Source organism: Rosettibacter sp. KY25 (assembly GCF_057554405.1).
Window position 1 is genome coordinate 71,270 of sequence record NZ_BAAJAO010000009.1, and the last position, 26,914, is coordinate 98,183.

The 26,914-nt window shown below is 30.9% G+C and carries 27 protein-coding genes; 25 read left to right on the forward strand and 2 right to left on the reverse strand.

Annotated elements, in window-relative coordinates:
* The 3 genes from AC27L2_RS07215 to AC27L2_RS07225 all read left to right on the forward strand — a co-directional run bounded on the left by AC27L2_RS07215 (position 1) and on the right by AC27L2_RS07225 (position 3,239).
* Positions 1-945: an SDR family oxidoreductase gene (locus AC27L2_RS07215; RefSeq protein WP_487211048.1), complete on the forward strand. Its 945-nt coding sequence runs from the start codon at positions 1-3 to the stop codon at positions 943-945.
* Positions 946-1,170: 225 nt separating this feature from the next.
* Positions 1,171-1,836, forward strand: a complete 666-nt coding sequence (locus tag AC27L2_RS07220; protein ID WP_487211049.1) for a sensor histidine kinase — start codon at positions 1,171-1,173, stop codon at positions 1,834-1,836.
* 5 nt (positions 1,837-1,841) lie between these two features.
* A complete protein-coding gene (locus AC27L2_RS07225; RefSeq protein ID WP_487211050.1) occupies positions 1,842-3,239 on the forward strand; it encodes a sigma-54-dependent transcriptional regulator in 1,398 nt (465 codons plus the stop codon).
* A gap of 171 nt (positions 3,240-3,410) precedes the next feature.
* Here the strand turns inward: AC27L2_RS07225 and AC27L2_RS07230 are convergent, their stop codons facing one another.
* Both AC27L2_RS07230 and AC27L2_RS07235 read right to left on the reverse strand, forming a co-directional pair.
* Positions 3,411-5,384 (reverse strand): PAS domain S-box protein, encoded by a 1,974-nt coding sequence (locus tag AC27L2_RS07230; RefSeq protein WP_487211051.1) that lies wholly within the window; start codon positions 5,382-5,384, stop codon positions 3,411-3,413.
* 9 nt (positions 5,385-5,393) lie between these two features.
* Positions 5,394-6,623 carry a sensor histidine kinase gene (locus tag AC27L2_RS07235; protein ID WP_487211052.1) on the reverse strand — a complete coding sequence of 410 codons (1,230 nt, stop codon included), beginning with the start codon at positions 6,621-6,623 and terminating at the stop codon, positions 5,394-5,396.
* 306 nt (positions 6,624-6,929) lie between these two features.
* Here AC27L2_RS07235 and AC27L2_RS07240 point away from each other — a divergent pair, with 306 nt between their 5' ends.
* From AC27L2_RS07240 to AC27L2_RS07345, 22 genes are all read left to right on the forward strand, one after another.
* Positions 6,930-8,324 (forward strand): HEAT repeat domain-containing protein, encoded by a 1,395-nt coding sequence (locus tag AC27L2_RS07240; protein ID WP_487211053.1) that lies wholly within the window; start codon positions 6,930-6,932, stop codon positions 8,322-8,324.
* Positions 8,325-8,407: 83 nt separating this feature from the next.
* Positions 8,408-9,232 (forward strand): CheR family methyltransferase, encoded by an 825-nt coding sequence (locus tag AC27L2_RS07245; protein WP_487211054.1) that lies wholly within the window; start codon positions 8,408-8,410, stop codon positions 9,230-9,232.
* A gap of 9 nt (positions 9,233-9,241) precedes the next feature.
* Positions 9,242-9,607: a response regulator gene (locus AC27L2_RS07250; protein ID WP_487211055.1), complete on the forward strand. Its 366-nt coding sequence runs from the start codon at positions 9,242-9,244 to the stop codon at positions 9,605-9,607.
* Between the two features lie 10 nt (positions 9,608-9,617).
* Positions 9,618-9,995: a response regulator gene (locus AC27L2_RS07255; protein ID WP_353677141.1), complete on the forward strand. Its 378-nt coding sequence runs from the start codon at positions 9,618-9,620 to the stop codon at positions 9,993-9,995.
* 13 nt (positions 9,996-10,008) lie between these two features.
* A complete protein-coding gene (locus tag AC27L2_RS07260) occupies positions 10,009-10,770 on the forward strand; it encodes a protein phosphatase CheZ (protein ID WP_487211056.1) in 762 nt (253 codons plus the stop codon).
* Positions 10,770-12,542 (forward strand): chemotaxis protein CheA, encoded by a 1,773-nt coding sequence (locus tag AC27L2_RS07265; RefSeq protein ID WP_487211057.1) that lies wholly within the window; start codon positions 10,770-10,772, stop codon positions 12,540-12,542. Before AC27L2_RS07260 ends, AC27L2_RS07265 begins: the two co-directional genes overlap by 1 nt.
* On the forward strand, positions 12,535-13,608 hold the full coding sequence (locus AC27L2_RS07270; RefSeq protein ID WP_487211058.1) for a protein-glutamate methylesterase/protein-glutamine glutaminase: 1,074 nt from the start codon (positions 12,535-12,537) through the stop codon (positions 13,606-13,608). The genes AC27L2_RS07265 and AC27L2_RS07270 overlap by 8 nt, the downstream gene beginning before the upstream one ends.
* Positions 13,601-13,846, forward strand: coding sequence for a hypothetical protein (locus tag AC27L2_RS07275; protein WP_487211059.1), 246 nt, complete (start codon positions 13,601-13,603; stop codon positions 13,844-13,846). The genes AC27L2_RS07270 and AC27L2_RS07275 overlap by 8 nt, the downstream gene beginning before the upstream one ends.
* Positions 13,847-13,968: 122 nt before the next feature.
* Positions 13,969-14,361, forward strand: coding sequence for a flagellar basal body rod protein FlgB (flgB, locus tag AC27L2_RS07280; RefSeq protein WP_487211060.1), 393 nt, complete (start codon positions 13,969-13,971; stop codon positions 14,359-14,361).
* Positions 14,358-14,858, forward strand: a complete 501-nt coding sequence (flgC, locus tag AC27L2_RS07285; protein WP_487211061.1) for a flagellar basal body rod protein FlgC — start codon at positions 14,358-14,360, stop codon at positions 14,856-14,858. Before flgB ends, flgC begins: the two co-directional genes overlap by 4 nt.
* A 1-nt stretch (position 14,859) precedes the next feature.
* Positions 14,860-15,084: a hypothetical protein gene (locus AC27L2_RS07290; protein ID WP_487211062.1), complete on the forward strand. Its 225-nt coding sequence runs from the start codon at positions 14,860-14,862 to the stop codon at positions 15,082-15,084.
* Between the two features lies 1 nt (position 15,085).
* Complete coding sequence (gene fliE, locus AC27L2_RS07295; protein ID WP_487211063.1) at positions 15,086-15,376, forward strand: flagellar hook-basal body complex protein FliE; 291 nt, start codon at positions 15,086-15,088, stop codon at positions 15,374-15,376.
* A gap of 1 nt (position 15,377) precedes the next feature.
* A complete protein-coding gene (gene fliF, locus AC27L2_RS07300; RefSeq protein ID WP_487211064.1) occupies positions 15,378-16,982 on the forward strand; it encodes a flagellar basal-body MS-ring/collar protein FliF in 1,605 nt (534 codons plus the stop codon).
* Complete coding sequence (fliG, locus tag AC27L2_RS07305) at positions 16,972-18,027, forward strand: flagellar motor switch protein FliG (RefSeq protein WP_487211066.1); 1,056 nt, start codon at positions 16,972-16,974, stop codon at positions 18,025-18,027. Before fliF ends, fliG begins: the two co-directional genes overlap by 11 nt.
* Positions 18,020-18,643: a FliH/SctL family protein gene (locus AC27L2_RS07310; protein ID WP_487211067.1), complete on the forward strand. Its 624-nt coding sequence runs from the start codon at positions 18,020-18,022 to the stop codon at positions 18,641-18,643. The genes fliG and AC27L2_RS07310 overlap by 8 nt, the downstream gene beginning before the upstream one ends.
* Positions 18,640-19,962 carry a flagellar protein export ATPase FliI gene (gene fliI / locus AC27L2_RS07315; protein WP_487211069.1) on the forward strand — a complete coding sequence of 441 codons (1,323 nt, stop codon included), beginning with the start codon at positions 18,640-18,642 and terminating at the stop codon, positions 19,960-19,962. The genes AC27L2_RS07310 and fliI overlap by 4 nt, the downstream gene beginning before the upstream one ends.
* Positions 19,962-20,399 carry a flagellar export protein FliJ gene (locus AC27L2_RS07320; RefSeq protein WP_487211070.1) on the forward strand — a complete coding sequence of 146 codons (438 nt, stop codon included), beginning with the start codon at positions 19,962-19,964 and terminating at the stop codon, positions 20,397-20,399. The genes fliI and AC27L2_RS07320 overlap by 1 nt, the downstream gene beginning before the upstream one ends.
* Positions 20,396-20,986 (forward strand): MotE family protein, encoded by a 591-nt coding sequence (locus AC27L2_RS07325; protein ID WP_487211071.1) that lies wholly within the window; start codon positions 20,396-20,398, stop codon positions 20,984-20,986. Before AC27L2_RS07320 ends, AC27L2_RS07325 begins: the two co-directional genes overlap by 4 nt.
* Positions 20,983-23,508 (forward strand): flagellar hook-length control protein FliK, encoded by a 2,526-nt coding sequence (locus tag AC27L2_RS07330; RefSeq protein WP_487211072.1) that lies wholly within the window; start codon positions 20,983-20,985, stop codon positions 23,506-23,508. Before AC27L2_RS07325 ends, AC27L2_RS07330 begins: the two co-directional genes overlap by 4 nt.
* A 10-nt stretch (positions 23,509-23,518) precedes the next feature.
* Positions 23,519-24,196 carry a flagellar hook assembly protein FlgD gene (locus AC27L2_RS07335; protein ID WP_487211073.1) on the forward strand — a complete coding sequence of 226 codons (678 nt, stop codon included), beginning with the start codon at positions 23,519-23,521 and terminating at the stop codon, positions 24,194-24,196.
* Positions 24,196-24,573, forward strand: coding sequence for a TIGR02530 family flagellar biosynthesis protein (locus AC27L2_RS07340; RefSeq protein ID WP_487211074.1), 378 nt, complete (start codon positions 24,196-24,198; stop codon positions 24,571-24,573). Before AC27L2_RS07335 ends, AC27L2_RS07340 begins: the two co-directional genes overlap by 1 nt.
* A 98-nt stretch (positions 24,574-24,671) precedes the next feature.
* The gene (locus AC27L2_RS07345) at positions 24,672-26,783 is read left to right on the forward strand and encodes a flagellar hook-basal body complex protein (protein WP_487211075.1); all 2,112 of its coding nucleotides are present in this window, start codon (positions 24,672-24,674) and stop codon (positions 26,781-26,783) included.
* Positions 26,784-26,914: the final 131 nt, after the last annotated feature.

Sequence of the window (26,914 nt, forward strand, 5' to 3'; positions counted from 1 at the left end):
ATGAAAAAAACGAAAGTAGTTGTAACAGGTGGAGCGGGCTTCATTGGGAGTCACATTGCAGAACAATGGATTAATGATGGAGCAGAAGTTCATGTGATAGATAATTTACGCTCTGGCTTCTTATCGAATTTAGAAAATCTTAATGGTGTAATTTTTCACAAAGGAAGTGTTACAGATAAGTCATTAGTATTTGATGTGCTTCAAGATGCAGATTATGTTCATCACTTAGCTGCACTTGTTTCTGTTCCTGAATCAATTGAAAAACCTTATGAATGTGTTGAAATAAATATAATTGGATTGCTGAATATTCTTGAAGCAGCAAGACATTACAAAGTAAAAAAAGTTGTATTCAGCAGTTCAGCCGCAGTTTATGGCGATAATGAAGAATTGCCAAAAACAATAAATTCGATACCTGATCCCAAATCTCCTTATGGCATTACAAAACTCGAAGGTGAATATTATTTGAAAATGTATAACAAAGAATATGGATTAGGAACTGTTTCGTTAAGGTATTTTAATGTTTTTGGACCACGACAAAATCCAAACAGTCAATATGCTGCTGCAATTCCTATTTTTATTAAGAAAGCATTAGCTGATGAACCAGTAACAATATTTGGTGATGGAACACAAACAAGGGATTTTATTTATGTCAAAGATGTTGTAAAAGCAAATTTGCTTGCAGCAAAGAACGATAAGGTATCGGGAGTTTTTAATGTTGCACTTGGCAAATCAATTTCGATAAATGAAATTGCAAAAGAAATTATAAAACTGACAAACAGTAAAAGCCAAATTGTTTATGAAGAAGAACGAAAAGGAGATATTAAGCATAGTGTAGCATCAATAAAAGAAACAGTGGAACAATTAAACTTTCATCCTGAAAATTCTTTAATAGAAGGTTTGAAAAAAACAATAGATTATTTTAGGAATAATCATTTTAGAAAATAAGTTTGACACAACAATAAATTGAAAAACAATTTGATAAAATGTCTATTAATGATGAAGGAATATTTAGATTCTCGAAATTTCCTTTCTGTAATCTAAAATAATAATCATTACACTACTTAATAAATAAAAAATCTTTTTGTATTTTTAGCGCAACAATTTTACAACATATAAAAGATTCATATCAAGAAATTGGAAGATTTTGTTCAGAACAATAAGCTTACGATTTTGGGTAAACTAACTGCAGGTTTATTGCATGAGATTCGAAATCCGCTTACAGTAATCAAGTTAAATCTTGATTACATGAAAATGTTTGAGAATGAATTATCATCAGAAATTCAAGAATCAATTACATCTTCACTTGAAGCATTCGAAAGAATAAATTTTATTATCAGCGACATACTTGATTTTACACGCAAGTCGTCAGATGCAAAAAAACCTATATCAATTAATACAATTACGAATAGAACAATAGAAATTGTAAGCATTACAGCATCTAAAAGAGGAATTAAAATAATTAAAGAACTAGATGAAACAATTCCTTCAATACATGCAAACGAAAATAAATTGCTTCAGGTGTTTATTAATTTGATTAATAATGCAATAGAAGCATCGTATGACAGAGGCAATGTTATAGTCAGAACTAAAAGAGATAATGATAGAAATATTGTTTTGTGGGAAGTTCAAGATTTTGGATGCGGTATAAAACCAGAAGATAAAGAAAAAATCTTAGCAGGATTTTTTACAAGCAAAGATAAAGGTACAGGTGTAGGTTTGACAGTTTGCAAGAGATTACTTGATGAAATCAATGCTGAATTATATTTTGAATCAGAGTACGGAAAAGGTTCAAAATTTTTTGTAAAGTTTAATTCAATAATTACAAACGATAATTGAAAGCTATGAATCCGAAAGTATTAATAATTGATGATGATGATTTAGTTTCTTCTTCTTTGAAGAAAGTATTAACGAAGCAAAATTTCGAAGTTCAAACATGTCTTGATGCAAACGAAGCCAAAGCATACATTAATGAATTTCAACCAGACGTAATTCTGCTTGATATATATTTAACTACACATAATGGAATTGACCTTCTTAAGGCTATCAAAAAAGAATATACTTCTATTCCTGTAATTATGATTACAGGTTATGCTGATATTAAGATGGCTGTAACATCAATTAAATTAGGTGCATTTGATTTTCTTCTTAAACCAATTGACTTAGACCAATTGCTTATTGTACTTGATAAAGCAATTGAAAATGTTAGATTGAAATCAGAAGTAGACAGACTTCATTCTTTATTGATGGAGGATGAATTAACTCCAGACTTTTTTGGAAGAAGCACTAAAATTCAAAGACTACTTCATTCAGTTGAAAAATTAGCTAAAAGTCCAGATACAACTATTTTGCTTGAAGGTGAAAGTGGCACCGGCAAAGAAGTTTTTGCAAAATATATTCATCAAAAAAGTCCTCGCAACAATGCACCATTTATTACAATAAATTGTGCAACGATTCCAAGAGAATTAGCAGAAAGCGAGTTGTTTGGTCATGAAAAAGGAGCTTTCACAGGAGCTTCTCAAAAAACTAAACTTGGAAAATTTGAACTGGCAAATAATGGAACTTTATTGCTGGATGAAATTGGCGAATTAAGTCTTGATATGCAAGTAAAACTTTTGCGTGTTCTTCAGGAAAGAAAGTTTTACAGGCTTGGAGGCGAAAAAGAAATTAGTGTCAATGTGAGAGTTCTTGCAGCAACAAATCGAAATCTCGAAGAAGAAGTTGCAAAAGGGAATTTTAGAGAAGATCTATTTTACAGATTAAATGTTGTAAAAATTTATATCCCTCCATTAAGAGAAAGAAAAGAAGATATTCCATATATAGCTTATTCATTTCTAAAAGAGTTTAATCAGAAGTTTAATAAAGAAATAACAGGAATTGATTCTGGTGCACTTGAACTTCTTAAATCTTATCACTGGAAAGGAAATATCAGAGAATTAAGAAATGTTATGGAAAGAGTTGTTCTCTTATGCGAAGATAATGTTTTGAGTGAACATCATTTCAGTTTCTTGCTTGACAGCAAAAGTAATGTTGAAGATTCAAGCGACCAATTTATACTTCAAATTCCTTCCAAAGGAATTAAAATGGATCAGGTTGTTAAGGCATTAATTCAAAAGACACTCAAGATTACAAATGGCAATCAAGTTAAAGCTGCAAAAATTTTAGGATTGTCTCGTTCTAAGCTGCGTTATAGAATGGAACAACTTGGAATTGAAGTTACAAAACAGATTAATCAAAGTTAATCTGCTTGTAATTTCCAATCTAAAGTTTTTAAGTTTTTTATCGATAATAAAGTGCCCCAAAAAATTATTGCCCTGAAATTTCAAATAAAGGACCGTATGAAAATGCGGTCCTCCCTCCTAAAGTCAAATCAAGTAATTATGTGATGAATAATTGAAATGATAAATTCAAGTTTAGCTTTCTTTTTCGAATTTTATTGCCTGCATCAAAATATCAATCAGGTCTTCTTTGTCGTAAGGTTTGGCAAGGTAATAATCAAATCCGTCATTTAATAATTTTTTCTCATCTCTTAATAATGCATATCCAGTGATAGCAATTAGCGGCGTATTTTTGTATGCATGATATTTTCTAATTTCTTTTGCAAAATCAATTCCACTTGGTCCATTACCAAGATTTATATCAACAAGAACAGCTTCATATTTGTTATTTTTAATTTTTTCCATTGCCTGCGAATAATTATGAGCACTGTCTACATTACAAATATCGCGTAGAAAGAGGGAGACTAATTCTGCATTAAGTAAATTATCTTCGATGCTTAATATTTTTGGTTTTCGATTAAGCTTTGTCTCTTTTGATTTTCTTTCTGAAATTGGTTTCAATCTTTTTTTCTGACTAATATCATCACTTTTCTGAATTTTTACTCCAGGTAAAATTATACTAAATGTAGAACCTTTCCCAAGTTCACTTTCAACTGTAATATCTCCATTCATCAACTTAGCCATTTTCTTTGCAACTGCTAATCCTAAACCGCTTCCTTCAAAATTTCTTCGAATCCCTTCGCTGAGTTGTCTGAATTCTCTGAATATTTTTGTTTGGTCTTCTTTTGCAATTCCAATTCCTGTGTCAATTACTTTCACAACTGCCTGAAGGTTATTTGAATCCTGATTTGATGTTACAACAATTCTTACACTTCCTGCAGGGGTAAATTTGAAAGCATTATCAACAATGTGAAGTAGAATTTGTTTATAAAGATTTTCATCACCAACTGCACAAATTCCTTCATCTTGAATTTCTATATTGAATGAAAGAGATTTTTCTGCAGCTGTTTTATCGTAATTTGTTAAGAAATATTTTGTGTAAGAAGCGAGATTAAATTCTGTAATATTAATCGGGAATGTGCCAGATTCAATTTCAGATAAGTTGAGTATTGAATTTAGTGTAACTAAAAGCCGTTTGCCAGATTTAAGTATTTTATCAACAATATCAACATGTTCAGCATTATTTAATTCATCTCTCAATAAACTTGCAAAACCAATGATTCCAGTTAATGGAGTTCGAAGTTCATGACTCATATTTGAAAGCAAAGTTGATTTTAATCTGCTTGCTTCTTCAGCACTGTCAAGAGCTCGTTTTAATTCAAACTCCATTTCTTTCTTTTCTGTAATATCTTCTTTAATTGCAAGAAAATGAGTTATTTCACCTTCATCATTTTTGATTGGAGAGATTGTTGCAGATTCCCAATAGAACTCGCCATTTTTCTTTCTGTTTTTGAACTCACCACGCCATTCTTTGCCTGATAAAATTCTTTTCCATAATTCTTCATATTCATGGTCTGGTGTGTAGCCTGATTTTAAGAAGTTCATTTTTTTGCCACGAACTTCTTCAAAGAAGTAACCTGTTACTTCTGTAAACTTGGGATTTGTATATTCAATTTTTCCTTCTAAATCTGTAATTATAATAATTGAAGAACTTTGATCTACAATTCTTGATAATTTATTTACCTGTTCAAGAATTTTCTTTTTCTCGGTTACATCTTGAAATGATGTTATTAAATATTTTTCATTGTTTAATTGATAAGGTGTAATATCAATTTTTAATTCAAACTCTGTTCCGTCCTTTCGTTTTCCTTTGATATGGTTGAATTCAAAAGGCAAGTTGTTATTGTAAGTATTTGCTAAAATTTTTTTGAAATTATTGTGATTTGATTGATTAATAAATTCTAAAATTGATTTCCCATTAATTGAATCGTTTTTATCAAATCCAAATAATTTTTTGAAGGCAGGATTGCTCATTACAATTATATCATTTTGCAGAACAGCAAAAGCCTGTCCAGAATTTTCAAAGATAAAATGGAATAACTCTGAAGAGTTATCAGCATGAATATTTGATTCGTATTTTTTTGCTTTTACTGTCTGTTCCCTTTCCATAATTTTTTACTATTTTGCTTTTGGAAGTGTTATATAAAATGTTGAACCTTTGCCTGGTTCGCTTTCAAACCAGATTTTACCGCCGTTTAATTCAACCATTTCTTTGCATAAAATTAATCCCAATCCGGTACCTGTCTCATTTTCTGTGCCGAGCATTGTAACCTGTTCGCCAAGTTTAAATAATTTTTCTTGAATTTCTCTATCCATTCCAATACCATGGTCAGTAAAAGATACTTGAATAAAATCTTCTTGTCTTTCTGCATCAATTATAATTGTGCCGCCTCTCTTTGAATACTTAATTGCATTTGATAATAAATTTCTGAAAATTGTATTAACCATCACTTCATCAGCATAAGCATCAAGATTTTCTTTAAGGTAATTAATAACTGTTAACTTCTTATTGTCGAGCAAGTTTTTATTTAAATTAATCACGTTAACCATTTCCTGATATAAATTGCATTTGGTCGGATTGAACTGAACTGTTCCAAGTGCAATGCGTGACCATTGCAATAATTCTTCAATAAGCTGATATAAATTTTTTACTGATGATTTTGCATATCCAAGATATTTTTTAAGCTCGTCAGTTGTAAGTTCATCAAATGTTTCTGTAATTATATCAAAAATTCCAAGCAAACCTTGAAATGGGCTTTTTAAATCATGAGCAATAACTGAAATGAATTTTTCTTTTGAAGATTTATCTTGAGTTAGTTTTTCAATCTGTTTTTCAAGCTCTGAATTTTCTTCTTGAAGTTTTTTAATTAGTTCTTCTAAATCTTCTTCTTTGACTTTTGAAGGAACATCAAATTTAATTGTGATTCCACCTGCGACTTTATCAGTATAATCTATAAAAAGCCATATTCTATATGGAAAGCCAAAAGCAGATAAAGGATAAGAAGAAAATTTTATGAAATGATTTTCTTTACAGCTTAAGATAAGACTTAAATTTTTTTCTTCATCTTCGGATAAATTTTTTAATAAACTAATATTTCCTAAATCATTCAAACAATTTTCATTGAGATAATCAATAAACTCATTTATGTCTTTCGAATGAATATCTTCATAATTAATTCCCAAAATTTTAAGCAGGGAAGTGTTTGAATAAATTATAGAACCTAACTTGTCGCTAACTAAAAAACCAATATCGAAAGCATTTAATAACAAATACAAAGTGTGCAAGCCTTTTATATTGGGCTTTGCATTTTCTGGATTGTTCGATTTATAATTGCTGTATTGTGTCATTATAAAAATTTATTTATTCAAAATAGACTTCAATTCATAAAACATTTTACTTCGTAGTTTATTATCGAAAGAGATTTCATTTTCTTTAATTTAAATGATTATCTAAAATTCTTTTTTTGGCTTTCAATATAATCAATTCGTTCTAAATCTTTTCAAGAACTTTTCGATAATCTAAGTGGATGATTATTATCATTTGGCTAATATTATTCATAAACAAAGATTAAAAAATATTTTTAATCAGATTTTTTGTAAAAATAACAACGGCACATAACTTGAAAGTTAATCAAAAACTAATGATGGTTTTATATGAATGACATTTCTATCAATGAAAATTTTTTTAATGAATTAGAAAAACATTCAAGTGATGAAATAATTGATGTGTTATATGCATTAAATGGTGATGCAGATGTAAAAAAGTATACCCCTCAAATTTGCTCTCTAATATCTCACGAAGATAAAGGAGTGCGTAATGCTGCTACAATGGTGCTATTGAATCATATGCCTGAAGATGCACCAGCGCATCTTGTCCATTATGTTTCTTCTCCAGATATATCAATTAGAAATCTTGCTGGAGAAATTTTAGCAAAACTTGGAGATTTATCCATCGATGCATTGATTGATTATAATCACGATAGAAATGATGATGATAAAAAGTTTATCATAGATTTGCTTGGTATTATTGCAAATCCACGAGCAGTAAATCACATTATAGAGATTTTAAGCACAACAGATAATGATAATGTTATACTTGCTTGCATAGAAGCACTTGGAAATATTCGTTATGAAGATGCTGTGGATATACTGCTTCTTTTCTATGAGAGAAATGAATTATATAAACCCACAATTGTAGAAGCTTTAGGAAAAATTGGTTCTCAAAAAGCTCTTGATTTTCTTATTTCTAAATTTAATTCTGAGGATGAATTAACTAAATATTCAATTCTTGAAAGTCTTGGTTACATTGGAGATGTAAACACATATTTTTTCCTTCTTGAACAAATCTTAAATGTTCATGGACCACTTGTTTGGCCACTTATTACCTCCATCTTTTTGTTGAAAGAAAAATATAATCTTGATATTCCTTTTGATGATAAGATGAAAAGTTTATTAATGTATACATTAAGAGAAGGAAATGCAGAACATAAAAAAATTGCTCTCTCGCTGATAAATGTATTTAATGATAAAGACATTTTGCTTGCAAGCTTAAGATTTCTTGGTGAAGATTATGAACTTGATGAAATTATTCGTTCTAAAGCAGCAAACAATATAAATTTTGTCTTTGAAGAGATGCCCCGCATTCTTAACGAAAAGCCGGAAAATGTTGTTCATATTTTGAACTTGTTGTTATCAATTATTTCGTATGTAATGAGTTCTGAGGTTCAATCCCAAATTTCTTTAATGATGATTCGTAATGTAATTCATGCAGTGAGTGAATTCTTAAATCATCCTGATGAAGAGGTAAGAAGGGCAAGCATGGAAATTATTTTTAATCTTGACCCGCAAAGTGCTTTGCTGTTTATTGATTCAATGATTAATGATGAAAATATCTGGAATAAATTAAGATTAATAGAATTACTTGAAATGGTTGATAATTCTGAATCTACAGATGCATTAATTCGATTAGCACAGGATGAAGATGAAATGGTAAGAAATAGAGCTCAAGAAGTTATTGAACAAAGAAAAAAAATTAATTCCACTAAATAATTAATGATATGAGCCAATTTACTGAATTAAATTATTCTGATGTAAGTAAAAGCTTAAGCAATGTCTTGCCGAAGCAGATGACTATGTCGCTTCAGTTATTTCAGGAAATACGAAAATATATTTATGATTTGACAGGAATTTATTTTCAGGATAATAAAAAATATTTGCTCGAAAGTCGTTTACAGAGGAGAATTTCGTTTCTTGGATTAAAAACTTACGAAGAATATTTCAACTTATTAAAGAGCAATAAAAATGCAGAAGAAAAGAAATATTTTTATGAAGCAATAACAATAAATGAAACATTCTTCTTTCGAAATCAACCTCAACTTGATGCACTGGCTTCAAAAGTATTTCCTGAAATAATTCAAAACAAAATTTCACAAAAGAAAAATAAAATTAGAGTTTGGAGCGCAGCATGTTCATCTGGTGAAGAAGCATATTCGGTTGCCATGGTCTTTGATGATTTGGTTAAGCCGAAATATCCAAACATAGAAATAGAAATTATTGGAACAGATATAAGTTCAGCTGTAATTGAAACTGCTAAGAGCGGAATTTATAAAGAATATTCAGTTCGCAATATCCCGCCGTATTACCTTAAAAAATATTTTTTAATAAATGGTAATACTTTTGAGATAAAACCAGAATTGAAAAAACTGGTTTCTTTCAGTATACTCAATTTGTATGATGATATTATGATGAAGACAATGTACAATTTTGACATAATTTTTTGTGCCAATGTCTTAATTTATTTCGATAATGCTTCGAAAATAAAGGTGGTTTCGCATTTATATAATTCATTAAACAGAGGAGGCTATTTGTTTATCGGTTATTCTGAAACTTTGCAGGGTATTTCGAAAGCATTTAATCTTGTGAGTTTTCCTAAGACTGTCGGATATAAGAAGGAGTAATAATAAAAAATGAAACGGGTAATATTAGTTGCAGATGATTCTCCGACAATTAGAAAATTTGTTTCTGTAGCCTTAAGTGTTAAAGGTTACGAGATCATAACATGCTCGGATGGAATGGAAGCCTTAGAAAAATTGCCGAACTATAAAATTGATTTAGTAATCACTGATTTAAACATGCCAAATGTAGATGGATTTGAGCTGATTCGTTCTATCCGAAATAATGAAGAGTATAAGGATTTGCCAATAATTGTGCTGACTTCATTAGGTAACAGTGAAGATATTCACAGAGGTTTAGAATGCGGAGCTAATTCATATTTAATAAAACCATTTGACCCAAAAAGAGTTTTATACGAAGTTTCAAAATATTTGAATTAGGAGTAAAACTATGGCACTTAAATTCTTAGTTGTTGATGACTCAGTTACAATGAGGAGAATTGTAGCCAATTCCCTCAAATCAATCGGTTATGATAACTTTGTTGAAGCTGCCGATGGCAAAGAGGCACTCTCAAAGTTAAATTCTGATGATTCAATCAACTTTGTTATAACCGATTGGAATATGCCGGAAGTTTCCGGTCTTGAATTAGTTAAAGCAATACGCTCAAACGAAAAAACTCAATCTCTCCCAATTTTAATGGTTACAACAAGAGGATTAAAAGAAGATATACTCGAAGCTCTTCAAGCTAAAGTGAATAATTATATTGTTAAACCATTTACACCTCAAATCTTAAGGGAGAAGATTGAACAAATTTTAGCAAGCTCATAAAATGGAGTTAAATATGGAAAACCAATTAAGCATGGAACAGGTATTTCAGAAATTAGGGGACTTAAAACAGTTCTTCATTTTCGGTCAAAAGATTGTTCCTCTTTTCAAAAAGATTATTGATTTTATGACCGATATAGTCCCGCTGCTTGAAAATGTAAATAACTCAATTCAAGATACAACCAGCAAAATGCCCAAAGCTGCTCATCAAATTAATAGTGTAACAAATGCAACTGAAATTGCTACAAGTGAAATTCTTGATATTGTTGATTCAATGTCTGCTGATATGACTAAAATCAAGAATGAACTTGAAGATATGAAGAATGGATTTTTTAATCAGAGAGTAGCTTTGGATAAATTGATAAATGAATATCCAAGTTTAAATGGCAGGCTTGAAGAATTAAAATCTGCACTTGTAATTGACGAACTTGAAAGTAAAGTAGTAGGATTGGAAAATGTAATTCAAAAAATCGAAAATGATATTACAAATATTACAATTTCACTTCAGGTGCAGGATATAACAGCTCAACAATTAGCATCAGTTAATCATCTAATTCATTCTGTTCAAAATCGACTTTCGTCGTTATTGTTTGATTTTAACAAACAAGATGGATTTCAGATTCCGCACTTTGAAGGCGAACATGATGAAAGCAAAAAGCCTTTTAATCCAAATGCAAAATATGACCGCAATCATGAAATGCAGAAAATTGCAGATGAATTAATTAATGGAAATAATAAAACTTCACAGGAAGAAATAGATAAATTATTTGGTAAATGATGGAAAGTACAGCTCAAAATCCGATGTTAATCGACCCTGAGATGAAAGAAATTGTCGACAGCTTTTTGCTGGAGACAAAAGAAATTCTTGAAAATCTCAATGTCGATTTAATAGAACTTGAAAAACGCCCGGAAGACCTTGATCTGCTTAATCAAATCTTCCGTTCCTTTCATACAATTAAAGGAACTTCTGGCTTTCTTGGTCTCGAAAAGTTACCTGCAGTTACACATAAATGTGAAGACATTTTAAACAAACTGCGAAAGGGAGAAGCAAAATTAAATTCTAACTTGATGGATGGAATTATTTTAGGATATGATACGATAAAAGAATTACTTGTAAAAATTGAGAACGAAAAAAATGAAGATGTTGATGTAGATAATGTTATTAAGGTTTTGACAGGGTTATTAGAAAACATGGGAAATGTTTCTGCTGATGAAAATCGAACAGAAGTTAATGCACCACCATCAAATCAAGTTGAAGAAAATAACCAGAAAACCGAAACAAATGATACTGTTGTAAAAGAAAAAATTTCTGCATCAAAATCTTCTTCAGCTGCTGAATCCAAAAAAACAGATAACACAATTCGTGTTGAAGTTGAAAGATTAGATGCATTATTGAACATTGCTTCTGAATTAGTTTTAGGAAGAAACCGTTTGATGCAGGTAAATAGTCAGGTTGCCCTTGAATTTGAAAATTCAAACATTGCTAAAGATTTGGCAGATGCAACAAAACAAATTGATTTGATGACAAGCGAACTTCAGCTTGTTGTTATGAAATTAAGAATGATTAAAATTGGTAAAGTGTTTAACAGATTTCCAAGAGTTGTAAGAGATTTATGCAAAGAACTCGAAAAAGAAGTTGAACTTAAGATTTATGGAGAAGATACAGAAGTAGATAAAAACTTAATTGAAGAAATAAATGACCCGCTTGTTCATCTTGTTCGAAATGCAATTGACCATGGAATTGAAAAACCTGAAGTAAGATTGGCAAAAGGAAAGAATAGAAAAGGGACAGTAATTTTATCTGCAGAACATGAAGGAAATAATATTGTAATAAAAATAGAAGATGATGGAAAAGGAATTGACCCAGAAGTAATTAAAGAGAAGGCAATCAGTAAAGGATTTATTACTGCTGAAAGAGCAAAAGAACTCTCAAAACAAGAAGCATATAATTTAATTTTCCATCCTGGATTTTCTACAGCAGAAGTTGTAACAAATGTATCCGGTCGTGGAGTTGGGATGGATGTTGTAAAAACTAATGTTGCAAAATTAAGAGGGACTATTTCTGTTGAATCTGAAGTTGATAAAGGAACAAAAATAATTTTAAGACTTCCTCTAACACTTGCAATTATTTCTGGAATGATTGTTAAAGCCTGCAACCAAACTCTCGTTATTCCTCTTCATTCTGTTATTGAAGTAATTCGAGTAAATAAAAATCAAATAGAAACTGTTCGTGGAAAAGAAGTAATTAATTTAAGAGATTCAATTTTACCAATTATTGGATTAGAAGAACTTTTAGAGAACACAGAAAATGGTCATAAAAAAGAAACTGAATGGCAATATATTGTTGAAGTTGGAGTTGCTGAAAAGAGATTTGGAATAAAAGTCGATGACTTAGTTGGCCAGCAGGAAGTTGTTATTAAGTCACTTGGAAATTATCTTGGGAAAATTGATGGCATTGCAGGTTCTACAATTATGGGAGATGGCACAGTTGTTATAATACTCGATATTAACGAATTATTTAACAAACTGGAAAAAAGAATTAATGCATAATATTTCAGTTCTGGTAGTAGATGATTCTGCTTTCATGCGTAAATCTCTTTCTCTTATGCTTGAAAGCGATGATAAAATAAAAGTAATTGGAACTGCTCGAAATGGTCAGGAAGGAGTTGAACTTGCAAAAAAATTAAAACCTGACATTATAACTCTTGATATTGAAATGCCTGTGATGGATGGGCTTACTGCATTAAAAAAAATTATGGCAGAAGCACCAACCGCAGTTTTAATGGTAAGCTCTCTTACAACAGAAGGTGCCGAAGCTACTTTAACAGCATTAGAATTAGGTGCGGTTGATTTTATTCCTAAAGAACTTTCTTATGTTAATGTTAACATTACTAAGATTAAAGACAACTTAATTACAAAAGTAAAAGAAATTTATCGTCAAAAATTTCTTAAAGAAAGATTAGAACGACTTGCTAAATCTTCAGAATTATTTAAGAAAAAAACTGTTCAGGTTTCTCATAAAGAAATTAATAGAAATGATTTTCGTGCTGTTTCAATTGGAATATCAACCGGAGGACCTTTATCCTTACAAAAAATTTTACCAATGTTATCGTCAAATATTAGAGTACCAATTTTTATTGTTCAGCACATGCCTCCAAAGTTTACAAAGTCGCTTGCAGATAGATTAAATTCAATTTGCAGTTTATCTGTTAAAGAAGCAGAAAACGGCGAAGCAGTTCAAAATGGAGTAATTTATATTGCCCCTGGCGGTTTCCACATGAAATTGAAAAAAATTAATCTTACAAATGCTGCAATAGAAATAACAGAAGAACCAGCTGATGCAATTCATAAACCTTCAGTTGATGTAATGATGAGTTCAGTTGTTGACTTTTATGGAAAGCATACGCTTGGAGTAATAATGACAGGAATGGGAAAAGATGGTCTTGAAGCTGTTAGGTATCTGAAAAGTGTTGGTGGTTATGCAATTGCTCAGGATGAAGAATCGTGTGTAGTTTATGGAATGCCAAAGGCAGTTGTTGATGCAGGTTTAGCAGATTCAGTTTTACCATTAGAAAAAATCCCAGAACAAATAAATAAGGTGCTTTGCCATGCCTAATCGATTTGAAGAAGCTTTAATGAAAGATATTTTTACAAAAAACAAAGTTCATACAGGCAATTTAATTAAAGCCTCTGATGTTGAAATCAAAGGTTACACTAAAGTAACAGTTGAAGAGGATGATATTGAAGGCGTTAAAATTTATTTGAAGAAAGATGCAAATGATGTTGTAAAGGAAATAAAGTTTGTCTGTTCATGCGGTCAAACTAAAAGCATTATTCTTGATTATAATGATTAATAATTTACAACTGTTCACATTTAGCCAATCTTTTTAGTTATCTGTTAATCAAATCAATAAAAATCAATTTTTTATGATGGCACTTCTTTTGGATATAATATTAAAAAAATCCAAAAAAGTGTATGTCAACTATAAAACTTCTTGAAAACCTGCTTAACTATTGTGTTGTTAAGAATAAGGTTATTGCAAATAATATTGCTAATGTCCATACAGAAAATTATAAAAGAGAAGATGTTTCCTTCAAAAGCCTGTTGAAAGAAAATTCTGATGCTATTCTAAAAACTACCAACAGCAAACATTTGCCTTCAATAAATTCATCTCAAGATGAAAATCCTGATTTTGAAATTGTTTATGATGAAAGCAGCGAGAATATTTCTGGAATTAATAATGTAAATATTGAAAAAGAAATGTCTGAGCTTGCAGAAAATACACTTCGATTCAAATTTGCTTCGAAAAAAGTTGGAGAATATTACAAAACATTACAAACTGTTATTAGAGGAGGGGGTAAAATTTGAAAATCTTAGGAAGTTTATTTGGTTTTGGAATTAGTGCTCGAGGAATGAGTATCCAAAGAAAAAAAATGGAACTCATTGCCCAGAACATTGCAAATGCCGATACAATTAGAACAGAGAACGGCGAACCTTATCAAAGAAAATATTTGAAAGTGCAGGAAGATAAAACAAGCTTTGCTTCAAAACTTGCAATTGAAGGACAAATTCTTAAACTGAACACAACAAAAGAAAATCATTTTACTGGTGTAAAAACTAAAGATATTTCACTTCCACCAGTTCAGGATAATGTTGAAATAAATGAATTGACAGATGAAAAACCCGGTGATGTTGTTTATATGCCTGACCATCCAGATGCAGATAAAAATGGTTATGTGCAGATGTCGAATGTGAATATAATAAATGAAATGGTTGATATGATTGCAGCTACTCGTGCTTACGAGGCAAATCTTACTGCACTTAATTCATCAAAACAAATGGTAAAAGATTCACTGGAGATATAAAATGAAAATCACAACAAATTCAATTGGAAATTATTCAGTAATTAATCATGGTTCATTAAATAACACAGATAAAATTAAAAAGCCTGAAGTAACTCAAGAAGAAAAAAAATTTTTTGCAAATCTTTATCCAGAAAAGCAAAAAGAAATTTTGAGTTATGAATTCTACAATGCAAAAGGGAAAGTAACCGGAGTTACAATAGGCTCTATAATAGACAGGAGAGGATAAAATGAAAATTGATGGATTAAATAATTTTGTTGTTAATTCTCTCAACTCAGAAGTTAAAAAGCCAAAAGAAGAAAATAACATCACAAATACTTTTGCTGAACTGATTAATAATGTTAATCAAGCACAAAAAGAATCACAAAAAGCTATTGAAGATTTTGTTTCTGGCAATGGTGTTGAACTTCATGAAGTTATGATTGCTGGAGAAAAAGCTAAAACAAGTCTGGAATTATTAATGGAAATTCGTAACAAAGCAATTGATATGTATAAAGAATTAACAAGGATACCAGTCTGATATGAATTCAAATCCATTACAAGCTTTGATGGGAATCATCAATAAGCTTAATCCCAAGCAAAAATTTATGTTAATCGGTGGAATACTGCTTACGGCAGTATTGCTTGTTGTTCTTCTGTTTTTCTTGAATGAACCAACTTACACTACACTTTACAGCGGACTTTCTGCTGAAGATGCTTCCAAAGTTGTAGAATATCTTTCAAGCCAAAAAATTTTGTATAAAATTGATGACGGTGGACAAACTATTAAAGTCCCGAGAGAAAAAGTTTATGAAACAAGATTGGCTCTTGCTGGACGCGGTATTCCAAGCTCTGGTGTAATAGGTTATGAAATTTTTGATAAGACAACCATGGGGATGTCTGAATTCATGCAAAAACTTAATTACAAAAGAGCACTTGAAGGAGAACTTGCAAGAACAATTTCACAATTGGATGGAGTTCAAGGTGCAAGAGTTCACATTGTAATTCCTCAAAAAACAATTTTTAAGGAAGAAGAAAAACTCCCTTCAGCTTCTGTTGTTTTGAAATTGAGAAATGGAGCATTAATCAGCAAAGAAAACATTTCATCAATTGTAAATTTGATTTGTGGAAGTGTAGAAGGTTTACAGCCAAGCAAAGTTTCAATAATTGATACCAAAGGAAGAATTTTATCAAATGATACAGAAGAAGGACCCCTTGCTTTTGCATCAACCAAACAATATGAAATTAAACAGTCAGTCGAAAATTATCTTGCAAAAAAAGCTCAAGCAATTCTTGATAATGTTCTTGGATATGGAAATTCAGTAGTTCAGGTAAATGCAGATTTAAATTTCGATCAGGTAGAAAAAACAATGGAACAATTTGACCCAGAATCACAGGTTGCAGTAAGTGAACAAACGATTAAATCCAATAATCAAGGAGTTAGTTCAAAAGATTCAACTGCACAGAACAACGAAAATACTTTGACCAATTATGAAATTAGCAAAACAATTCAAAAAGTTATTGAAGGAAGCGGCAATATTCAAAGATTGAGTGTGGCTGCAGTAATTAATGATATTCCAAAAGAAGTAAAAAATGGAGACAAAACAGAAATTGTGTACGAACCTCGTCCACCAGAACAACTTAAAAAGCTTGAAGAGCTTGTAAAGAATGCCGTTGGAATTGACCCAAACAGAAACGACCAATTTTCTCTTGTAAGCATTCCGTTCGAAGTGAAGTCAAATGAAGATTTATCAGTTGAAGATAAAAATTCAGTGATTCCAAACGCAGATGAATTGACAAATGTAATCTTTATGCTTGTAGCAATCATTGCTTCAATATTTGTTTTGAAGAGTTTGATGAAAAAATTAAAAACAGAAAAAATTGTTATTGGAACAATAAATACTGGAGATTATAGCACAGTTTCATCTGCATCTGCTTTGCCGCAAAAAGCAGAAACAAATTTAATGAATCAATTAGCTGCATCTAAAAAACGTCCTCTAATTCCTGTTGGTGATTTGGAAGATGAAATTTCTGATGAAGCTTTGTTGAAAAGAAATCAACAGGAAAAAATTATAAACTATGTTACAAAGAATCCTGCAGAAGCAGCAAAACTAATTAATGCATGGATGCATGAGTATGAAATCTAATACAAATACAAATGTGCAAGTGCAACAGAAACAGGATCAGCTTTCTGAAATAACCGGGATGCAAAAAGCTGCAATGCTGATGGTTGCTTTGAATGTCGAAGCTGCCTCAGCAGTGCTCAAACATCTCGACCCGAGTGATATTGAAACTCTTTCTGCTGAAATCACGAAAGTTAAAAATATTCCATCAAAAGTTGCTGATAGTGTAATTGAAGAATTTTATAACATGGTTACTGCTCGTGAGTATGTTCTTGAAGGTGGAATTGATTATGCAGAAGCAGTTCTTGAAAAAACATTTGGTAAACCAAAAGCTCAGGAAATTATTGAAAAAGTTAAGAGACTTACGACACTCAAAGGTTTTGATGTTCTTAAAAGAGCAGAACCTGCACAGCTTATTAATTTCTTGAATAAAGAACATCCTCAAACAATGGCATTAATTCTTTCTCAATTAAGTCCAGACCAGACTGCAGCTGCATTGAAAGAACTTCCTGAAGATTTAAGAATTGATGTTGCTTATAGAATTGCTACTTTAGGAAAAATTGCACCTCAAACACTAAAGCAAATTGAACATGTAGTTGATGAGATTGCTGGTTTATCGATGAGCCAATCTGTCGGAAAACTTGGCGGTCCAAAAACTTTAGCAGGAATTTTGAACAGATTGAATGTTTCTCTTACAAAAGAAATTCTTACACGGCTTGAGGAAAAAGACCCTGAAACTGCTTACGAAGTAAAAAGATTGATGTTCATCTTTGATGAAATTATAAATATTGCCGATAGAGATATTCAAAAAATTTTGCGCGAAGTTGATAGAAAAGATTTAGCTCTTGCTCTTAAAATTGCTGATGACAGACTTAAAGAAAAAATATTTAAGAATATGTCTGAACGTGCAGCGGATTTGTTAAAAGAAGAATTGCAATACATGGGAATGGTGAAATTAAAAGAAGTTGAAGCAGCTCAGGCAAGAATTATTGATGTAATTAAAGCACTCGAAGAAGCAGGAGAAATTTCCCTGAACATAAGAGGAGGTCCAGAAGAAGTTTATGTCTAATGTTCTGAAAGTTACTGCCGGTAAATCTAAACCTGTTGTAAAAGTTCGCTCTGGTGAAGATTCAGTTCAAGAAGAAAGAGAAATTGAATCAATACAAAAAAGAATTGAAGAGGCATACAAAAAAGGTTTTAATGATGGTCAACAAAAATTAAGAAGAGATTTAGAAAAAGAATTTTCTGAAAAACTCTATAAGAAATACGAAGAAGTTTATAACATTCTTTCAGCTTATGACCAGAGAATGGAAGAGTTTGAAACTGCTTTTGAAAGTCTTGTGATTAATACAGCTTATGAAATTTCTAAAAAAATTCTTCAACGTGAAATTGAAATAGAAACTTTAATAAACGAAAATCTCAAAGCAGCAATTTCAAAAATTATTGGAGCTAATGAAGTAAAAATTAGATTAAATCCTGATGACCTTGAAAAGTTGAATGAATTCAGCAGAAATCTTTTGAATAATAGTTCATTCAATAAAATAAAATTTGAACCCGATAATAGAATTGAAAAAGGAGGATGTCTTGTTGAAACAGAAATTGGAAATGTTGATGCAAGAATTTCAAGTCAGCTTGAAGAATTAAGAAAAAAATTAGAAGAAAGTATTCCAAAAAAAGAAAAATGAATATAGTTAACAACATACTTGAAAGATATCAGAAAGTAATTTCAAAATCTGATACACTAAAAGTAAATGGAAAAGTTGTTGATGTAGTTGGATTAGTTATAGTATCAGTTGGACCAAATGTAGTTATGGGAGAAGTTTGCACAATTGTGGACCAGAATGGAAATGAAATCTGTAAATCCGAAGTTGTTGGATTTAAAAATGGAAAAGTGCTTTCAATCGCTTTAGGAGATGTTCATAACATTTCTCCTGCATGCGAAATTAAAGCAACAGGAAAAGGTTTTCTTGTTGGTGTGGGAAAAGAATTACTTGGAAGAGTAATCGATGGTCTTGGAAATCCAATTGACGGCAAAGGAGAAATTTTTTATTCATCATACAGAGAAGCTCATCGTGAACCGCCAAATCCACTTGAAAGAAAAAGAATTACAACTCCTATACAAACAGGCATTCGAGCAATTGATGGATTATTAACAATTGGTAAAGGTCAAAGAATTGGAATATTTGCAGGAAGTGGTGTTGGTAAAAGTGTAACACTTGGTATGATTGCAAGAAATACAAGTGCAGATGTAAATGTTATTACTCTTATTGGCGAAAGAGGAAGAGAAGTTAGAGAATTTATTGAAAAAGATTTAGGTGAAGAAGGATTAAAACGCTCGGTTGTTGTAGTTGCTACAAGCGATAAATCTCCTCTCATTAGAATGAAAGGTGCATATGTTGGAACTACTATTGCAGAATACTTTAGAGATTTAGGTCTCGATGTAATGCTTATGATGGATTCTGTAACTCGTTTTGCAATGGCTCAAAGAGAAATTGGATTGACTATTGGTGAACCTCCAACAACAAAAGGCTACACTCCTTCTGTTTTTGCTCTTTTGCCAAAATTGCTTGAACGAGCAGGAAATTCTGAACGAGGTTCAATTACTGGAATTTATACAGTTCTTGTTGATGGTGATGATATGGTCGAGCCAATTGCAGATGCAGTTCGTTCAATTCTTGATGGTCATATTGTTCTTTCAAGAAAACTGGCAAATAAAGGACATTATCCGGCAATTGATACACTTCAAAGTGTAAGCAGAGTAATGCCTGATATTATTGACCATGAACATTATAAAAAAATAATGGCATTCAATGAACTGCTTGCAACTTACAGAGAAGCAGAAGATTTAATCAACATTGGAGCTTATGTAAAAGGAAGCAATCCTCAAATTGACAGAGCAATCAGCAAGATTAATCAATTAAGAGCATTTCTTAAACAAGATATTTTTGAAAAAGCAAATTATCCCGATACAATTGATAAATTATATCACATAATGGATAACTGATGTCGAAGTTTGTTTATAAGTATGAATCAATTTTAAAAATTAAAGAGGTTCTCGAAAAAAAAATATTAAAAGAAATTTCTGAAATAGAAAAAGAGATTGAAAGACTCGAAACTGAAAAGAAAAAATTAATAACCAAGAGAAAGGTTCTTGGTGATAAGATAAACAGCGGAAAAATAAAAGCAATTGATTATAAGAGTGCAAAATCGTTATGCAAAACTTTAGAAAAAGATATATCGAATTTGAGCAGAAGAATAGAAGATTGGAAAACAAAAAGGCAGCTTAAATTGGATGAACTGCTTGAACGCAAAAAAGAAAAAAAGATACTCGAAGCATTGAAAGAAAAGCAATATGAAGAATTTTTATTTGAATCAAACAGGGAAGAACTTAAACAACTTAATGAAATTGCTATAAATAATTTTAACAGGAAAGAATCGTGAAAGGAAAAATTATTTATGGGTTTGCATTTATTGCTGCATTTTTAATTGTAACATTACTAATGATTTACGCAGCATCAAATTACAGAAATGTTTTTGCATTTGATTTTACTCCTGTAAGTAATATTAAACCAGAAGCATCTGCTCTTCCTAAAGGGAATAATGCTAAAAATGTTGCAAAGTTGAAAAAAGAATTAACTGATTCACTTAGTTCAGCTAAGGAAAAATCAGCATACGATACTTTTTCGATGAATGTAAGAGACTCGGTATTGCTTGACAGTCTGCGCATTTTATTGGAAGAAGTAAAAAGATTAAAAGCAGAAAGAGAATCTAAAACAGTAGTCCCTGCAAGTTTTCAATCTGATAATGTGAGTCAATCAACAAAAAAAGATAGTGCTTATAAAACATGGCTCAAAAACACTGTAAAACTTTACGAAGCAATGGATTCTAAAAAAGCTGCTAAAATTATACAGAGTTATTCCGATAATATAGCAAGAGATATAATCTTTTCAATGAAGAAGAAAAAAGCAGCAGAAATAATTGCAGAACTTAAACCAGAAGTAGCAAACAGAATAGTTAGTGTGCAATGATGAACTTAAATCCATTATTTTTTGATAAATCTTTTTTAGTTGGGAATAAGAACTTTTTAAGTTCGTCGGATAATTCTAATAAAACTTATCTATTCTCCGATATAATTAAAATTTGCGAAGAAGAACTTGATTCCAGTCAGCAAAATATTAATCAGCAAGAAAAAGAAATTCTTCTTGATGTAAATGATTTGAAGAATTTAACAATAACAAAATCAAACAAGGAAACTGTTGAAGGCATTCAGCAGGCAATTGAATTATTGGAAAATATTGCTCTTATCTCGAACTCAAATTCAGTTAACATTAATTCAGCTCATATCACTTCAAAAATATTTATTCTCGATAAAGAAAATCTTGAACTGTTTTTTAATAAAATTAATGAATCACTAAAACAAAAAGATTTTTCGGATAAAGGTAATTTTCAGGATTCAAAAATTGTATATCTGAATGAAAGAGATAAAGATAATCAAATTAATTCCACCGGTTCGAGTGAATATGATTTTATTGGCTTTAATCCAGAAGCAATAATTTCATCAATTGACAATAGAGATATTTTTAATGTTACTCTTAAAACAAATGGGGAAAAATTAACATTAACAATTTCAAGCACAGAACCTGCAAATGAAAGTAAAAATAGTTTGAGTAAAAAACTTAAGGGGACTAAATCTCAGAATGATTTATTTGCTTCAAATAAAAATATAAATTATGAAGCAGCCCCAAATAATTTTTATGATATAGAAAAAACAAAAGAAAATAAATTTGAAAAAGAGAATTCAACATTTGAGAATCAATCAGCAGTTTATTCACAAGAAAAGTATTATAAATTAGAATTTATTCACACTTCATTTGAGAATAATAATTTTATTTATTCACCTGATAAAGATTTTAAAACAAACATTCCTGCTGAAAATAATTTATTTGCTGAAGAAAGCAGCAAAGCAAAAATTAATATTGTTGATTCAAATGGTGAAGTTGATAATTCTAAAATCGCTGGTGTTATAAATCCTATTAAAAAAAATGAAACAGAATTAAAATCTGTTAATATTGATAAAACTGTTGAAGGAAATAATTATGTTGAATCAGAAAAAAAAGATGCTGAAAATAGTTTAAGTGAGATTATACTGAATAAAAATTTTGTTAATGACAATTCTGTAGAAAAAAGTTTTAACAAAGAATTTGAAAAAACTTCTGAATATTCCCCACAAATAAAAAATAATTCATTAATTGAAAATGATATTCTTCCTTCATCAAGTTCTCAAATCGATTTTAGTTTGTTAACAGGAGGAAAATTTACAAAGGCAAAGGTAATTAAAGATTCATCGAAAAAAGAAATAACAAACTTTAACCCAGAAGTTATTGATAAAAAATCTGAAGTATTTGATAAAAAAGAAATTAATGAAGTTAAGAGTGATTGCATTCAGAATGAATTAGAAAGCAAAATAAAAGAATTAAATATTGAGAGCATAAAAGTTGAAACAAAAAAAGCCAATTTGAAAGCATCATTTGAAACCCCAGTCAATTTCAACGAAAAACATAACTCAAAAGAAGTTAATAGTTATCAAAAAATAATTCCTGATAACACAGAACAAATTAAAGAGCCTCTGCCTGATAAACTTATTGAAAGTTTTGCGAAATCAAGCTTGAAGTCCTTCCTACACGAAAATAACAAGAATCAAACAAACGAAACTGCTGAAAAATTAAAATCAGTTAATCTGAATAATGCAGATGAAAGTAAAAAGGTTGATGCAAATACAAATTCAAATCAAATTAATACTGTTCATAAAACGAATTCAAATGAAACTGTTGATTTTCAATCATTCAAACAAAATGAAGTTAAAATAACTCCATCTATTAGTTCAAACGATGCTAATTTTTCTAAGGATAGCAAGGATGAAAAAAGTGTCAAGAAAAATTTGAATCAGGCAGATTCAACAGCAAATGATTTTGATAAGAATGTAAATAAGTTTGAGCAAGTTATCTCAAAAGAACCACAGAAAAATATACAGATAAATACTCACGAAAATTCCAATCAAAAAAATGAATTGCCCGATAATCAAATCAATACATTGAAAAGTAAAATTCAGAATGAGTTTGGGAATTTGAAAGAATCATTGAAAGTTATTAATGCAAATCAAATTGCCGATGAACTTTCAAAATATATTAACAGTGGAAATAAACAGAGTATAACATTTCAATTAAGTCCAGAAAATCTTGGCAAACTAACACTTTCAGTAGACTATATTGAAAATCAACTTCGTGCAAATATTGAAGTTGAGAATGAACAGGTTAAGCAGTTAATTCAAAATAATATTGAGCAGCTAAAGAACTCACTGCAGTCATCAGGAATTCAACTTAATGATGTAAATGTAAGTTTGGGCAATTATGAGCAGAAGTCTTTAAGGAATTCTAATATTAGAAAAAAATCTTATTCAAAATCTTATGGTAAAGAAATTAAAGTAGAAAATTCGAAAACGCCATCAACAAAAAAATTGATGGGCTACAATACATATGATTATTTAATATGAGAGGCAGAAAATGGTTAGCGAGGTAAAAAATAATTCGAACACTTCGACAGTATCTTCAAACAAAAGTGTTTTGGGGAAAGATGATTTTTTGAAGCTGATGATTGCACAATTAAAAAATCAGGACCCATTAAATCCGATGGATGGAACTGAATATGCTTCACAATTAGCTCAATTCAGTTCACTCGAGCAGCTTACAAATTTGAACTCATATCTCAAACAAAGCATAGATGCAAATTATATGCTTACTCAATCAATTAATAATACAATGCTTGCAAATTTGATTGGCAAAGAAGTAAAAGTAAATTCAAAAGATTTGCAGGTTAATGGACAGGAAAGTTTAAGCATTGGATATGAGCTGCCTGAAGGTGTAAAATCTGTTAAAGTGAATATTTACAATCAATATGGAACATTAATAAAATCATTAGAAGCTTCTAACAAAAAAGGAAGCAATAAACTTTTGTGGGATTTAACCGATAATAATGGTGAAAAAGTAATTAATGGGGATTATAAGTTCGAACTGATAGCAAGTGATTATAATAATAATGCAGTAAATGTTACATCATATATTCTTGGGTTAATTGATGGAATAAAGTATTCAGAAAATGGAACACTTCTAATAATTAATGGAGCACAATATTCAGCTGGAGATATACTTGAAATTATCAACAAACAGGGAGGTGATAATTAATGCCTGAAATTAATGGAATATCTGTTCCATTTATTCCGATTACAGGCAGCAGCGATTCGGTAAAGAATCACCGCGACCCGGTTAAAGCATCTTTTGATTCGATATTTAAGGAAGAACTTGAGAAGATAAAATTTTCAAATCATGCGATGAAAAGATTGGAATCCAGAAAAATTCAATTAAGTGAAGAAGAGATTGCAAAGATTCAAGATGCTGTTGAAAAAGCAGAAGCAAAAGGTTCGCGTGATTCTTTAATCTTGATGAACAACACTGCATTTATAGTAAATATTCCGAATCGTACTGTTGTTACTGCAATCGAGGTCGAAAACTCGAACGAAAATGTTTTTACAAATATTGACAGTGTAGTTTTTGCATTTTAATTAACTAAAGTAATAAACAATGGAGCGGGACCTTCCGAGGACGCTCCAGATTCGGTGGACTGACTGAAGCCGAATCAAAAATCTAAAGGAGGTTAACTATGGCACTTCTAAATTCACTCTTTGCCGGAGTGTCCGGTCTTCGTAACCATCAATCAATGATGGATGTTATTGGCAACAATATTTCTAATGTTAACACAATTGGTTACAAAGGTTCTCGTGTTACATTCAGCGATACTTTTAATCAATTTGTTAAAGCTGGTACCAATCCAACAACAACTACAGGTGGAACAAATTCATTCCAGATTGGATTAGGAACCAAGATTAATTCAATTGACCGCAACTGGAACCAAGGAACTTTTGAAAGAACTGGAATAACTACAGATTTAGCATTGCAGGGTCCAGGATTATTTATCTTAAAGAGCAATGGACAACAATTATATTCCCGTGCTGGTGCATTTATTTTTGATGCAGATGGCAAACTTGTAAATCCTCAAAATGGCGCAGTAGTTCAAGGTAAAATTGCAAATGGATTGGGCGAAATTCCTCCAGGAACAACTTTGCAGGATATAGTAATTGATAAAAACATGAGACTGCCAGCAGTTAAAACTACAAATGTTTCATGGGGTGGAAATCTTCAAAGCAGCTCTCCAACAATTAGAACTGATGTAGTTGATTTGGTTGGTAATTTGAGTAATACTGCACCAATTAATTCAAGATATCCTGATGACGGTTATACTTACAATTTGAAAATGTTTGGTAACTTAAGCAGTTCAGATACAACAACTCCATATCCCAACCCAAGCTCAAGTGATACTGATATAGTAGATGGTTATAAACAAATGCTTGTATATGATAATAAAAATCAACCTTATTACTTATATTATAAATTTGAGTACAATACTACATCAAGCAAATGGGAATTGAAATATCAATTACATAATACACAACAATCTAATGTTTCGCCAACAAATGATAAAACAGAATCCATAGAATTTGATGGAACAGATGTTATTGATATGGGATTATATGATTCAGGTACAGATGGTCCTGATTTCCCAGATTTAAAATTCAAAATTGATTTAACTGAAATTACTAACTTAGCAGGAAGTTCAAGCATTGATAGAACTATTCAGCCAGTTACAGGTAATAAAATTTACAGTAAAGATGGGAAGGAATACGCATTAGTTAATTATTATGAATTTGATGGTTCTGATTGGTATTACTATTATAAAGTTTTTGACAGCAATGGATTATTAGTAAATAATGAAAATACTGCAAGTAATGACAGCGACAGCAATGATGGAAAAATAAAATTGGCTTTTGATAGTATAACAGGTCTATTAACAGGAATTGAAGGAACAGCAGCAATAAATGTTAATTTCTCGAATTCTGCAAATAAACTTGATTTCAAAATTAATATGAATTCATTAACCAATCTTAATGCTTCTACAAATCCAATCAGTCGGGTAGATAAAGGGGAGGTCCCAGAGCCGGTTTTAGGTGCAGTTACAATATTTGATTCTCTTGGTAACTCTCATACTTTATCAATTAAATTTGAGCATGTTGATAACAACAGATGGAGCTGGTCTGTATCCGTTCCAACTACAAGTGGTACATTAAGTCCAAATGCATTTGGAGAAATTTATTTTGATGCAAATGGACAAATACAAAGTATATGGCAGGCTGGAAATCAGGTAACAACTACACCTCCAACTCCTCAAATTACATTTACCCCTGCTACTGGTGCAGAAGTTCAAATTATTGACCTTGATTTTGGCAAAGGCACTGCTGGTGTAACTCAAACTAACTTGAGTTCACAGATTGCAGCTTTATCTCAGAATGGTTCTGCTTCTGCAGCATTATCCAATCTCAACATTGACCAGTATGGCAATATAATTGGAATTTTCTCAAATGGAAATTCACTTAAATTAGCTCAAATAATGGTTGCTACTTTCAAAAACTTGAATGCACTAGTTAGTGTAGGAGATAATATGTATAATGTGGCTGCTAACAGCGGTGACCCAAGAATTGACACTCCAGGTGAAAATTCTGTTACTACAATTCAATCAGGTGCACTTGAGCAGTCAAATGTTGATTTATCAGAAGAATTTACAAAGATGATTATTTCTCAGCGCGGCTTCCAAGCTAATGCAAGAGTAATTACAACTGCAGATGCAATGCTTCAAGAAATTACTAATTTGATTAGATAATTTTAGCTCAAGGGAGATGAGATTATCATCTCCCTCTATAAATAATAAATGGCAAGATGGAATGATGGAATGATGGAATGATGGGATGTAGTGTTGAACCTTAAAATCTTGAAAACTTGTTTATTGTTTAT